Annotated in this window: 12 protein-coding genes; 11 read left to right on the top strand and 1 reads right to left on the bottom strand. The window is 69.6% G+C overall.

What is annotated here, in order from left to right:
- From murG to ACLFRB_RS07370, 9 genes are all read left to right on the top strand, one after another.
- The coding region (gene murG / locus ACLFRB_RS07410; RefSeq protein ID WP_411068375.1) for an undecaprenyldiphospho-muramoylpentapeptide beta-N-acetylglucosaminyltransferase at positions 1-871 on the top strand (871 nt) is incomplete at its 5' end.
- On the top strand, positions 861-2,291 hold the full coding sequence (gene murC, locus ACLFRB_RS07405; RefSeq protein ID WP_411068374.1) for a UDP-N-acetylmuramate--L-alanine ligase: 1,431 nt from the start codon (positions 861-863) through the stop codon (positions 2,289-2,291). The genes murG and murC, both read left to right, overlap by 11 nt.
- Positions 2,288-3,175, top strand: coding sequence for a UDP-N-acetylmuramate dehydrogenase (gene murB, locus ACLFRB_RS07400; RefSeq protein ID WP_411068373.1), 888 nt, complete (start codon positions 2,288-2,290; stop codon positions 3,173-3,175). Before murC ends, murB begins: the two co-directional genes overlap by 4 nt.
- Positions 3,172-4,071 carry a D-alanine--D-alanine ligase gene (locus ACLFRB_RS07395; RefSeq protein ID WP_411068372.1) on the top strand — a complete coding sequence of 300 codons (900 nt, stop codon included), beginning with the start codon at positions 3,172-3,174 and terminating at the stop codon, positions 4,069-4,071. Before murB ends, ACLFRB_RS07395 begins: the two co-directional genes overlap by 4 nt.
- On the top strand, positions 4,052-4,843 hold the full coding sequence (locus ACLFRB_RS07390; RefSeq protein ID WP_411068371.1) for a cell division protein FtsQ/DivIB: 792 nt from the start codon (positions 4,052-4,054) through the stop codon (positions 4,841-4,843). The genes ACLFRB_RS07395 and ACLFRB_RS07390 overlap by 20 nt, the downstream gene beginning before the upstream one ends.
- Before the next feature lie 12 nt (positions 4,844-4,855).
- A complete protein-coding gene (gene ftsA, locus ACLFRB_RS07385; RefSeq protein ID WP_411068370.1) occupies positions 4,856-6,091 on the top strand; it encodes a cell division protein FtsA in 1,236 nt (411 codons plus the stop codon).
- A gap of 265 nt (positions 6,092-6,356) precedes the next feature.
- A complete protein-coding gene (ftsZ, locus tag ACLFRB_RS07380) occupies positions 6,357-7,496 on the top strand; it encodes a cell division protein FtsZ (RefSeq protein WP_411068369.1) in 1,140 nt (379 codons plus the stop codon).
- 127 nt (positions 7,497-7,623) lie between these two features.
- Positions 7,624-8,532 carry a UDP-3-O-acyl-N-acetylglucosamine deacetylase gene (gene lpxC, locus ACLFRB_RS07375; protein ID WP_411068368.1) on the top strand — a complete coding sequence of 303 codons (909 nt, stop codon included), beginning with the start codon at positions 7,624-7,626 and terminating at the stop codon, positions 8,530-8,532.
- A gap of 9 nt (positions 8,533-8,541) precedes the next feature.
- Positions 8,542-8,736 (top strand): hypothetical protein, encoded by a 195-nt coding sequence (locus ACLFRB_RS07370; protein WP_411068367.1) that lies wholly within the window; start codon positions 8,542-8,544, stop codon positions 8,734-8,736.
- A gap of 97 nt (positions 8,737-8,833) precedes the next feature.
- Here the strand turns inward: ACLFRB_RS07370 and ACLFRB_RS07365 are convergent, their stop codons facing one another.
- Entirely contained in the window at positions 8,834-9,304 is a 471-nt protein-coding gene (locus ACLFRB_RS07365) for a DciA family protein (RefSeq protein ID WP_411068366.1), read from the bottom strand.
- Positions 9,305-9,400: 96 nt separating this feature from the next.
- Between ACLFRB_RS07365 and ACLFRB_RS07360 the strand changes: the two genes are divergently transcribed.
- Both ACLFRB_RS07360 and secA read left to right on the top strand, forming a co-directional pair.
- Entirely contained in the window at positions 9,401-10,387 is a 987-nt protein-coding gene (locus ACLFRB_RS07360) for a peptidoglycan DD-metalloendopeptidase family protein (RefSeq protein ID WP_411068365.1), read from the top strand.
- Positions 10,388-10,533: 146 nt separating this feature from the next.
- Positions 10,534-13,269, top strand: a complete 2,736-nt coding sequence (secA, locus tag ACLFRB_RS07355) for a preprotein translocase subunit SecA (RefSeq protein ID WP_411068364.1) — start codon at positions 10,534-10,536, stop codon at positions 13,267-13,269.

Below are 13,269 nucleotides of genomic sequence, written 5' to 3'. Positions count from 1 at the left end.
GCCCTGGGCCTTGGGCCGCGCCGTGGCGGCGGCGGTGCGCATCCTGCTGCGGCTGCGGCCGGCGGCGGTGCTGGCCATGGGCGGCTACGTGGCCGCGCCGGCGGGGCTGGGGGCCTGGCTGCTGCGCCGTCCCCTGGTGCTGCACGAGCAGAACGCCGTGCCCGGGATGGCCATCCGATTGCTGCGCCGCCAGGCGACCCGCATCCTGGCCGGGTTCCCGGAGGCGGCCGAGCGCCTGGGATCCCGGGCCCAATGGGTGGGCACGCCCGTGCGCACGGAGCTGCTGTGCCTGGAGGCGCCGGCCAGGCGCTACGCCGAACGGAGCGGCCCTCTGCGGGTGTTGGTGTTCGGCGGCAGCCAGGGGGCGCGCTTCCTGAACCGCGAGGTGCCCCCTTGCCTGGCTGGCCTGGCGGAGGAGCGGCCGGTCACCGTCTGGCACCAGGCCGGACGGGACGAGGGGGAGGCCGTGGAGCGGCGCTACGCCGAGGCCGGACTGGAGGCCACGGTCACCCCCTTCATCGAGGACATGGCCGCGGCCTACGAATGGTGCGACCTGGCGTTCTGCCGCGCCGGGGCGGCCACGGTGGCCGAGCTGGAGGCGGCCGGCGTGCCCGCCGTGCTGGTGCCCTTCCCCCATGCGGTGGACGATCACCAGCGCAGAAACGCGGAGGCCCTGGTGGATCGTGGCGCGGCGGTCTGTCTGACCCAGGAGGAATGGGAGGGCCGGGAGGTCATCGAGCTGTTGAGGAACCGGCTCGCCGATCGGGAGGCGCTGGCGGCCATGGGTGAGGCGGCCCGCGGACTCGCCCGTCCCGAGGCGGCCAAAGCGGTGGCGGATAGCTGCCTGGAGGGAAGGAAACATGCCGGATAACAGGCCCTTTGAGGCGGCGGACCGGCCGGCCGGGCCGGAGCGCCACCACCGGATCCATTTCGTGGGGATCGGGGGCGCGGGGATGAGCGGCATCGCCGAGGTGCTGCTGGCGCTGGGCTTCCCGGTGAGCGGCTCCGACCTCAAGGAGTCGGCCACAGTGGCCCACCTGCGGGAGCTGGGGGCCCGGGTGTACATCGGCCACGACTCGGAGAACGTGGCGGGGGTGGACGTGGTGGTCACCTCCTCGGCGGTGAAGCGCACCAATCCCGAGGTGGCGGCCGCCCTGGACGCCGCCATCCCGGTGATCCCGCGCGCGGAGATGCTGGCCGAGCTCATGCGCTTCAAGCGCGGGGTGGCGGTGGCGGGCACCCACGGCAAGACCACCACCACTTCCCTGGTGGCCACGCTGCTCCACGAGGGCGGCCTGGACCCCACCATGGTCATCGGCGGCCGCCTCAACAGCATCACCGGCAACGGCATGCTCGGCGAGGGGGACTACCTGGTGGCCGAGGCGGACGAGAGCGACGCCTCCTTCCTCTACCTCCATCCCCAGGTGGCGGTGGTCACCGGCATGGACCCGGACCACATGGACACCTACGGCGGCGACCCGTCCCGCCTGGAGGACGCCTTCCTGCAGTTCCTGCAGCAGGTGCCCTTCTACGGTCTGGCGGTGCTGTGTCGGGACCACCCGCGGGTGCGGGCGATGCTGCCGCGGCTCACCAAGCCCTGGGTCACCTACGGCTACGACCCGGAGGCCCACTATCAGGCCCGCAACGTGGCCGCGCGCGGGGGCCGCATGACCTTCGAGTGCTGGCGCTACGGCGAGGAGGCGCCGCTGGTGGAGGTGGCGCTCAACCTGCCGGGGCGGCACAACATCGCCAACGCCCTGGCTGCCATCGCCGTGGCCGACGGGCTGGGGGTGGAACCCGAGGCCATTCGCCGGGGGCTGGAGGGTTTCTCGGGTGTGGGGCGGCGCACCGAGGTGCGCGGCGAGCGCGACGGCATCCTGTACGTGGACGACTACGGTCACCATCCCGAGGAGGTGCGGCTGACCCTGGCGGCGGTGCGCGAGGCCTGGCCGGAACGGCGCCTGGTGGTGGCCTTCCAGCCCCACCGCTACACCCGCACCCGGGACCTGCTGGAGGAGTTCGGCGGGGCCTTCGGCGAGGCGGACGAGCTCCTGCTCGCCGAGGTCTATCCGGCCGGCGAGGAGCCCATTCCCGGAGCGGAGGGCCGGGACCTCCACGATGCGGTGGAGCGCCACGGCCATCCCCGGGCCCGCTTCGTCGGTGCGCTGTCCGGGATGGCCGAGGCCCTCGCCGAGACCGCCCGGCCCGGGGACGTGGTGCTGACCCTGGGCGCCGGGGACATCGGTGCCCTGGCCCGGGACCTGTGCCCCGGGGAGGAGGCGGGTCCGTGAGCGCCCCCGCCCAGCACTCCCGGCTCCGGCGCGAGGTGCCCATGGCGCCGCGCACTACCTGGCGGGTGGGCGGCGCGGCGGAGCGGCTGTTCTCCCCCCGCACCCTGGAGGAGCTGCAGGCGTTCCTGGCCTCCGGGGAGGCGGTGGAGCCACTGCTGTGGGTGGGGCACGGCTCCAACCTCCTGGTGCGGGACGGCGGCGTGCCCGGGACGGTGATCTGCACCCGCGGCGGCCCCAAGGCCCTGGAGCGCCTGGCGGACGACCGGGTCCGCGCCGAGGCGGGGGTGAGCTCCGCGCGGGTGGCCCGCTTCTGCGCGGAGCAGGGGCTGGCGGGGGCGGAGTTCCTGGCGGGCATCCCGGGGGCCATCGGCGGCGCCCTGGCCATGAACGCCGGGGCCTACGGCGCCGAGCTGGCCGACATCCTGGCGGCGGTGGAGGTGATCGATCGCCAGGGGGCAGTGCGCACGGCGGACCCGGCGGAGTTCGACTTCAGCTACCGCCACTCCCGCCTGCCCGAGGGGGAATGGTTCGTGGCCGCCCACCTGCGGCTGGAGCCGGGCGATCCCGAGGCCATCCGGGAGCGGACCGACGAGCTGCTGGACCACCGCGGCCGCACCCAGCCGGTGAACCTGGCCAACGCGGGCTCGGTGTTCCGCAATCCCCCCGGCGACCACGCCGCACGCCTGATCGAGGCGGCGGGCCTGAAGGGCACCCGGTTGGGCGGGGCGGAGGTCTCCGAGCGCCACGCCAACTTCATCGTCAACCGGGGCCAGGCCTCGGCGGCGGACATCGAGGGCCTGATCCGGCTGGTGCAGGAACGGGTGGCGGGGCACGCCGGGGTCACCCTGGAGCCGGAGGTGCGCATCGTGGGGCGCGATCCATGAGCGGTACGGTGGCGGTGCTCTACGGCGGGCCCAGCGCCGAGCGGGCCATCAGCCTCGCCAGCGGCGAGGCGGTGGCGGCGGCCCTGGAGCGCAAGGGCTACCCGGTGGCCCGCCTCGACGCCGGGCGCGACCTCCCGGAGCGGCTCCGGGAGGTCGGGGCGGAGCGGGCCTGGATCGCCCTGCACGGTCCCTTCGGGGAGGACGGGGTGGTGCAGGGCTGCCTGGAGACCATGGGGGTGCCCTACACCGGCTCGGGGGTGCTGGGCTCCGCCCTGGCCATGGACAAGCTGCGCTCCAAGCGGGTCTGGCAGGCGGCGGAGCTGCCCACCCCGCCGGTGGTGGACCTGGGCCGGGAGCCCCTGGAGACGGTGCCGGCGCGCTTAGGCTGGCCGGTGATGGTCAAGCCCGCCTGCAGCGGGAGCTCCCTGGGCATGGCCCGCGCCGAGGGGCCCGAGGAGCTGGAGGCCGCGCGAGAGGAGGCGGCCGCCTACGACGACACCGTCTTCGCCGAGGCCTGGGTGGACGGCGCCGAGGTGACGGTGGGGGTCCTCGACGGCGCGCCCCTGCCGGTTCTGCGGCTGGAGGTCGAGCGCGGCTTCTACGACTACGCGGCCAAGTACGACAGCGGCGCGGGGACCCAGTACCTGCACCCCACCGGCCTCGGCGCGGAGGTGGAGGAGCACTGCCAGCGGTTGGCCCTGGACGCCTTCGACACCCTGGGCTGCCACGGCTGGGGGCGGGTGGACATGCTGGTGGGCGATTGCGGGGTGCAGGTGATCGAGGTGAACACCGTGCCCGGCATGACCGAGCACAGCCTAGTGCCCAAGGCCGCCGCCCACGCGGGGATCGGCTTCGACGACCTCGTGGAGCGCATCCTTGCCGCGGCGGCGCCGTGACGGCGGACGGCGGAGGCTCCCGGTACCGCGCCTGCGGTACGGGTTCCTCGGGGCGGGGGCCCTGGGCGGCGCCGTCTGGCTGGCCGGGATGCTGGACGACACCAGGGACTGGTTCGATCGCCAGACCCCGGTCCGCAAGGTGGCGGTCGGCGGAGACCTGCGGCACACCGATCCGGAGGCCCTGGCCCGCTGGCTGGGCGACCGGCTGCGAGGAGGCTTCTTCACCGTGGACCTGAGCCGCATGAAAGAGGAGCTGGAGGCCCGCCCCTGGGTACGGTCGGCCCGTATCGGGCGCCAGTGGCCCGATACCCTGCGGGTACGGGTGGCGGAGCACCGCCCGCAGGCCTTGTGGTCCGACGGCGGCCCCTGGTTCCTGGTGAGCCGGGAGGGGACGGTGTTCAAGCCCCGGGACCTTGCCGATGGGTCGAACCTGCCCCGCCTGTCCGGCCCCCGCGACCGGTTGGGTGCCCTGCTGGACCGTCTGGATACCCTCCGGGACCCCCTGGAGAGTCACCGGGTGAGCCGCCTCCAGGTGGATGCCCGCGGAGCCTGGTCGGCGGAGGTGGATGGTCGGATCCTGCTCCGATTCGGCCGCCGGAATTGGGAGCGCCGGCTGGATCGCTTTCTTCGGGTGGAGCGGGAGTGGAGCCTTCTGGATCGGCCCGTACGCCGGATCGACCTGCGCTACCCGGACGGTCTGGCCGTGGCCCCCGATGCCGAAGCGGGGCAAAAAGACCGGTCCGCAACCGAACACCCCCCGAACCAAGGGTGACAAAGGGTGGAAATGACCAGGAACACGGACAACAACCTGATCGTCGGCCTCGATATCGGCACCTCCAAGGTGTGTGCCGTGGTGGGCACGCGCACCGCCGATGGCGGCCTGGAGATCATCGGCATCGGGCGCCACCCCAGCCGCGGGCTCCGCAAGGGGGTGGTGGTCAACATCGAGTCCACGGTGGCCTCCATCCGGGCTGCGGTTGAGGAGGCCGAGCTCATGGCCGGCTGCACCATCGAATCGGTGTGGGCGGGCATCGCCGGCAGCCACATCCGCGGGCACAACTCCCAGGGGGTGGTGGCCATCAAGAACCAGGAGGTGGACGAGGCGGACGTCCAGCGGGTCATGGAGAACGGCCGGGCCTTTGCCCTGCCCACCGACCAGAAGATCCTCCATGTGCTGCCCCAGGAGTTCATCATCGACAACCAGGAAGGCGTCCGGGAGCCCATCGGCATGTCGGGCGTGCGCCTGGAGGCCAAGATCCACGTGATCACCGGGGCGGTGTCGGCGGTGCAGAACATCATCAAGTGCGTGCGGCGCTGCGACCTGGAGGTGAACGACGTGGTCCTGGAGCAGGTGGCCTCCAGTGAGGCGGTCCTCTCCGACGACGAGCGGGAGCTCGGCGTCTGCATGGTGGACATTGGCGGCGGCACCTCGGACATTGCCGTGTTCACCCAGGGCAGCCTGCGCCACACGGCGGTGCTGCCGGTAGGCGGTGATCAGATCACCAGCGACATTGCCTTCGCGCTGCGCACCCCCACCTGGGCCGCCGAGGAGATCAAGCAGAGCTACGGCTGCGCTCTCACGGACCTGATCCAGGACGACGAGGAGATCGACGTACCCAGCGTGGGCGGGCGGGAGCCGCGCAAGCTGGCCCGCCAGACCCTCACGGAGATCATCCAGCCGCGGGTGGAGGAGCTGTTCAATCTGGTGCAGGAGGAGCTGCGGCGCTCGGGCCTTGAGGAAGTGGTGGCCTCGGGCATCGTCCTCACCGGCGGCTCCAGCCAGATGGAGGGCATGCAGGAGCTGGCGGAGGAGATCTTCCACGCCCCGGTGCGGATGGGCTTTCCGGAAGGGGTGGGAGGGCTCAATGACGTGGTCCGCAACCCCATGTACGCCACCGGGGTGGGCCTGGTGGAGTTCGGCCGGGACCACGGCCGCGATCCTTCCATCCGGGACTGGAGCGGCTCCGGGTGGAAAACCATCGTGAAGCGCATGCGGGCGTGGTTCCGGGAGAATTTCTGACCGTCAATCCCCGGGCCAGGGAAACGGTCCCAGCCGCGAGGGATGGACGCGGATGAGAGCAGACGGTTTCGATCCGAGGAACGGCAGAGCGAGGCGCGTTTGTTGTCCCTGTGGCCGCGCTTCCTCGTCGCGCCCCGCGGCGGGGTCGCGGTGCGCCGGGGAATGACCGGGTGCATCGGATCCGGGGCGGGCCTGCCGGCCGGTAGTGCATCCGCCGGCGGTGTCAAGGAAGCGGTCCAAGGCTAGCGTCAGGAGGAGGGGAGCGATGTTCGAACTGGAAGACACGGTGGGTCAGGACAGCGCCACCATAAAGGTCGTCGGGGTCGGCGGCGGTGGCGGCAACGCCATCTCCAACATGGTGGCCTCCAACCTGGATGGGGTGGAGTTCATCGTCGCGAACACGGACGCCCAGGCCCTGCGGCGGATCAACGTGGAGAACAAGATCCAGCTCGGGGCCAACATCACCAAGGGCCTGGGAGCGGGTGCGTCCCCCGAGGTGGGCCGCCAAGCCGCCGAGGAAGACCGCGACCGCATCCGCGAGGTCCAGGCGGGCTCGGACATGGTGTTCATCACCGCCGGCATGGGCGGCGGAACGGGCACCGGCGCCGCGGCGGTGTTCGCCCAGGAGGCCAAGGAGCAGGGCATCCTGACGGTGGCGGTGGTCACCAAGCCCTTCGAGTTCGAGGGCAAGAAGCGCCAGCAGCAGGCGGAGGCGGGCATCGAAGCCCTGTCCAAGCATGTGGACTCGGTGATCACGATCCCCAACGAGAAGCTGCTCCACGTGATGGGACGTAAGGCCAGCTTGTTGGACGCCTTCAAGCGGGCAGACGACGTCCTGCTGAACGCGGTGCAGGGAATCTCCGAGCTGATCACGCGCCCGGGCCTGATCAACGTGGACTTCGCCGATGTCCGCACGGTGATGTCGGAGATGGGCATGGCGGTTATGGGCTCTGCGGCGGCTTCCGGGGACGACCGGGCGGAGGAGGCGGCCAATCATGCCATCTCCAGCCCCTTGCTGGAGGACATGGACCTCTCCGGGGCCCGTGGCGTCCTGGTAAACGTCACCGCCGGCATGGACATGGCCATCAGTGAGTTCGAGTCGGTGGGCAACGTCATGCGGGAGTTCGCCTCCGAGGACGCCAATGTGGTCATGGGCACCGTGCTCGATCCGGAGCTCTCCGACGAGCTGCGGGTGACGGTGGTGGCCACCGGCCTGGGCGAGGCGAAATCCCGCCCCCGCCCCATGGCGCCGGAGCCCCAGGCGGCGGTGCGCCCCAAGAAGGAGAGCGCCGAATCGCTGGATACCCCCACCTACCTGCGGCGTCAGCGGGAGCAGGGACAGGGCAGCCAGCTCGACCAGGACGACCTGGACATCCCGGCGTTCCTGCGCAAACAAGCCGATTGAAGGAACGTTTCTATAAGGACGGATTTGCGGTAGGATAACCGTTTACAAGGAACCCGTTCCGGTCCACAGGCGGACGCCCGCAGGCGTCCGGGAGGGTGGGTCCGGTCCCTCCACAGGTGCAAAGGCCATGGTCGCGCAACGGACACTGCGAAACTCCATCCAAGGGACCGGGATCGGTCTCCATTCCGGCGAGAAGGTGGCGGTGACCCTCCACCCCGCTCCCGAAAACACCGGCATCGTCTTCCGTCGCGCCGATCTCCCCGAGTGCCCGGAGATCCCCGCCTGGGTGGAGAACGTGGTGGAGACCACCCTCTGCACCACCCTCGGCGTCAACGGCATCCGGGTGGCCACGGTAGAGCACCTGATGGCGGCATTCGCCGGATTGGGGATCGACAACGCCTACGTGGACCTCGACGGCGCCGAAGTCCCCATCATGGACGGATCGGCTGCCCCCTTCGTCTTCCTCCTCCAGTGCGCCGGGGTCCGGGAGCAGGAGGCAGCCAAGCGGTTCATCCGCATCAAGCGTCGCATCCAGGTGTCCGAGGAGGACCGCAGGGTGAGCTTCGAGCCCTGCAACGCTCTCCGCATCCACTTCACCATCGACTTCAATCACCCCCTGATGCGGGACAACAACGAGGTGGAGCTGGACTTTTCCGAGACCGCCTTCACCCGGGAGATCAGCCGGGCCCGCACCTTCGGCTTTGCCCGGGACGTGGAGCGCCTGCAGGAGCAGGGGGTGGCCCTCGGCGGCAACCTGGACAATGCCCTCGTTGTGGACGACCACCGGCTTCTGAACGAGGAAGGGCTGCGCTACCACGACGAGTTCGTCCGCCACAAGGTGCTCGACTCCATCGGGGACCTGTACCTTATGGGGCACCCGGTCCTGGGCTGCTTCCGCGGCTACAAGTCCGGCCACGCCCTCAACAACCGTCTGCTACGGGCCTTGCTGGCCGATTCCACCGCCTGGGAAATGGTCGAGCGCGAGGAGTACTCCCTGGAGCCCCGCCCCTACCTGGACCCGCTCCCCTCCCACTGAAGCGCGAGAGTGGGCGCCTTGTTCGTCCTGCGCCTGACGCTGTTCCTGGGCGGCCTCGCCGCCCTTGCCTCCCTTCTGCTCTGGGTGATTACCCGACAACGAGCCTTTCTGCGCGGTTTCGTCCGTATCCTGCAGGTGTTGTTGATCCTCCTCCTCATTACCTTCGGCTACCTGTTCGGAGCCCGCTTGTGGGCGGGCCTGTAGCCTGGGCCTGATCTCAGGCCCGGTCCTGAGGTCCCCTGGGCCTTCGGCTCCCTGCGGGCCCTGGTGGGCCGGGCCGGGAACCGTCGTTCGGCACCTTCTAGTCCGCCCCGCTGTCCTCCCCGGGCGGGGTGTGAAGGTGGTCCGCCAGGCGCAGTAGCGCGGCCCGCAGTTCCTGATCGGCCACCTCGGCGGCGCTGTCCGCGACTCGGGCCGCCGCCTCCGGACTGTACCGCCGGTGGCGGGGCGGCGGGTTCCGCTGCCCCACGGGCCGGACCACCGGTCGCAGCTCCTGAAGGTCGGGCAGGCCATGGGCCCGCAGCCGCCCCGCGAGCTCGTCCGCTTCGAAGCGCAGCCGGGTGGCGCTCCCCGGGTCGCCGACGCCAATGGTCAGGACGGTGCCGTCCCAGCTTTCCACCCACGCATGCTTACGCAAGCTCGCATCCGCGACGCCGTCCCAGATCCGGGTCACGGCGGCAAGCCGCTCAATTTCCTCGTTCAAGCCCTGCTTGCGCAGCAGGGTCCGGATGGCTCCGGCGACAGAATCTGGACGAAATTTGGTGTGACGCATGATGTCCTGCGGTGGCAGCTTCCCTTGCGGGACCAGGTTTGCTAGTTTTTACGGTACTTGACGAGGAAAAATCCCGCCGTCGCAGAGGAAGAAGAAGTGGCACGGAACTGTAAAGAGAGCTACTGCCTGGTGCTGACACGGGGATCCACCGGGCGGCCCCTCCATGTCAGTTTCAGTCGCACCGCCCTCTTCGGGGGGATTGTATCGTTTCTGGGCTTCATGGCCGCGTTCGCCTATCTCGCCTCCCAGTTTCTTTTGACCTCCCCCGACGCCTCCACCCTGAAGAATAAATACGAGCAGCGGGTGGCCCGGCTCGAGACGGATCGGGCCGAGCTGCAGGAGGATATCAAGCGGTTCCGGGAAACCCGCGAGGGAATGGATGCGGCCATGCAGGCTCTGGGCCAGCAGGTGGGCACCATGCAGGCCCGCGTGACCCGGCTGGATTCCCTGGGCGAGCAGGTGGTGAAGGTGGCCGGTCTGGAAGATGGCGAGTTCGATTTCGCCCCGGATCCGGCGGTGGGTGGCCCCGACGAAAGCCTCGAGGGGCGAGGGGGGCCGGTGAAGCTGGGCGGACAGGATCTCCCCGAGCTTGCCCGGGAGGTGGAGCGGCTGTCCGAGCGGATCGCCAACCGGCAGGGGCAGCTGGAGCTGCTGCGGGGCATGATCGACCGTCGCAACGTCCGGGACCAGATGCGTCCGGACGGCTGGCCCACCGACGGCGGCTGGCTTTCCTCGCACTTCGGGCGTCGGGTCGACCCCTTCTCGGGAAATCCCACCTACCACGACGGCGTGGATATCGCCAACAAGGAAGGCGCCGAGGTCAATGCCATCGCCCCCGGCGTGGTCACTTGGGCGGGGGAGCGGTACGGGTACGGCCAATTGGTTGAGATCGACCACGGCAACGGCTATCGCACCCGCTACGGGCACAACGAGGATGTTGCAGTAGAATTGGGGGAGTCCGTGGAGAAAGGGCAGCAGGTCGCCTCGGTGGGCGACACCGGCCGCTCCACCGGGCCCCACATTCACCTTGAGGTGCTGCGCGAAGGAAAGGCCATCGATCCGCGCAAATTCCTGGACCGGTAGTCCCCTGTTCCGCTATCGTACCCTCGCTATCTCGCCCAGAGAACCATTCGTCCGAATACGTGACCAAGGGATAGCCCCGCTTTCCGGAGCCCCGGAGAGCGGGCGCATCGCGCCCCTTCCCCAATCGCCAGCCAAACGGACCAACGATGCTGACCAAGCTGATCGGTAAGACCTTCGGAACCCGCAACGAACGCCTCCTGAAGCGCTACCAAAAGCTGGTGGAGCGGGTGAACGCCCAGGAGGAGACCGTCCGGGCCTTGAATGACCAGGACTTGGCGGCGCAGACCGAGCGGCTCCGAGAGCGCCTTGCCGGGGGGGAGAAACTGGACGACCTGCTCCCGGAGGCCTTCGCCACGGTCCGGGAGGCCAGCCACCGGGTGCTGGGCATGCGCCACTTCGATGTCCAGCTTATCGGCGGCATGGTGCTCCACGACGGCAAGATCGCCGAGATGAAGACGGGCGAGGGCAAGACCCTGGTGGCCACCCTGCCCGCCTATCTGAATGCCCTCCCGGGGGAGGGCGTGCACGTGGTCACGGTGAACGACTACCTCGCTGGCCGGGACGCCGAGTGGATGGGCCAAGTGTATCGGTTCCTGGGCCTCTCCGTGGGCACCATCAGGGCCAACATGCCCACCGAGGAGCGCCAGCGGTCCTACGCCTGCGACATCACCTACGGCACCAACAACGAATTCGGCTTCGATTTCCTGCGGGACAACATGGCCTTCCGCAAGGAGAACCAGGTCCAGCGGGGCCACGCCTTCGCCATCGTGGACGAGGTGGACTCCATCCTCATCGATGAGGCCCGGACCCCCCTGATCATCTCCGGTCCCACCGAGGATCGCACCGACCTCTACTACAAGATCGACGGCATTATCCCGCAGCTGGAGGTGGAGACCGACTACGCCGTGGACGAGAAGGCCCGCCAGGTGACCCTCACCGAGGAGGGCAATGAGAAGGTGGAGCGGCTCCTGAACGAGGCCGGGCTGCTGAACGAGGGCGACCTCTACGACGCCGCCAACGTCAACCTGGTGCACCACGTGAACCAGGCCCTGCGCGCCCACGCCCTGTTCACCCGGGAGAAGGACTACATCGTCCGCGACAACCAGGTGGTCATCATCGACGAATTCACCGGGCGGATGATGCCGGGCCGGCGCTGGTCCGACGGCCTCCATCAGGCGGTGGAGGCCAAGGAGGGGGTGGAGATCCAGAACGAGAACCAGACCCTGGCCTCCATCACCTTCCAGAACTATTTCCGTCTCTACGACAAGCTCTCCGGGATGACCGGTACCGCCGACACCGAGGCGGTGGAGTTCAAGCAGATCTACGACCTGGAAGTGGTGGTGGTGCCCACCCACAAGCCCATGGTCCGCGAGGACCTGGACGACGTGGTGTACCGCACCAAGCAGGAGAAGTTCGACGCCCTGCTGGAGGAGATCCAGGACTGTTACGAGCGCGGCCAGCCGGTGCTGGTGGGCACGGCCTCCATCGCGGTGTCCGAGGAGCTGGACGAGGAGCTCAACAAGGCCCAGATCCCGCACCAGGTGCTGAACGCCAAATTCCACGAGAAGGAGGCGGAGATCATCGCCCAGGCCGGCCGGCCGGGGGCGGTGACCATCGCCACCAACATGGCCGGCCGCGGCACCGACATCGTCCTCGGCGGCAACCTGGACCTCGAGCTGCGGGTCATCGAGGAAGACGACAGCCTCTCCGAGGAGGAGAAGGAGCGGCGCCGCGAAGAGGCCCGGCGGGACTGGCAGGAGCGCCACGACCGGGTGGTGGAGCTGGGCGGGCTGCACATCGTCGGTACCGAGCGCAACGAGTCCCGCCGCATCGACAACCAGCTGCGGGGCCGGGCCGGGCGCCAGGGCGACCCCGGCTCCTCCCGCTTCTTCCTGTCCCTGGAAGACGACCTCATGCGCATCTTCGCCTCCGAGCGGGTGAGTGGCCTCATGCAGCGCCTGGGCATGCCCGAGGGCGAGCCCATCGAGCACCCCTGGGTGAACAAGGCCATCTCCAACGCCCAGCGCAAGGTGGAGGGCCGCAACTTCGACATCCGCAAGCAGCTGCTGGAGTACGACGACGTCAACAACCAGCAGCGCCAGCTCATCTACGAGCAGCGGCGGGAGCTCATGGAGTCCGAGGACATCTCCGACACCGTGGAGGCCTTCCGCGAGGCCGTGCTGGATTCGGTGTTCCACCAGCACATCCCGCCGCAGTCCGTGGAGGAGGAGTGGGATACCGCCGGGCTGGAGGAGGGCCTCTACCACACCTTCGGCATGCACCTGCCCGTGCGTCAGTGGCTGGAGGAGGATCCCGACCTCCACGAGGAGACCCTGAAGCAGAAGCTCTGGCAGGCCATCACCGATTTCTACCGGGAGAAAGAGGCCTCCGTCGGGCCGCAGGTGATGCGCGAGTTCGAGAAGGTGGTGGCCCTCCAGGTGCTGGATACCCAGTGGAAGGACCACCTGGCCGCCATGGACCACCTCAAGGAGGGCATCCACCTGCGGGGCTACGCCCAGCGGCAGCCCGTCCAGGAGTACAAGCGCGAGGCCTTCAGCATGTTCGAGGGCCTGCTGGACCGGTTCAAGCAGGAGGTGGTGGAGCTGCTGTACAAGGTCCAGGTGCGCGCCGAGTCGGACCTGGAGGCCTTCGAGGAGGAGGCCTCGGAGCCGGCGGAGATGGAGTACCAGCACCCCACCGCCGAAGGGGCGGTGGCCTCCGAGGCGGTTGGTGCGCAGGGCGGCCATGCCGCCCGCGACGAGGCCGAGTCGGCGGAGACATCGCAGCCCGTACGCCGGGAGGGACGCAAGGTGGGCCGCAACGAGCCCTGCCCCTGCGGCTCGGGCAAGAAGTACAAGCAGTGCCACGGGAAGGCGAGCTAG

The organism is Thiohalorhabdus sp. (genome assembly GCF_046545655.1).
Classification (GTDB): domain Bacteria; phylum Pseudomonadota; class Gammaproteobacteria; order Thiohalorhabdales; family Thiohalorhabdaceae; genus Thiohalorhabdus.
This window is presented reverse-complemented; position numbering and strand designations above follow the sequence as displayed.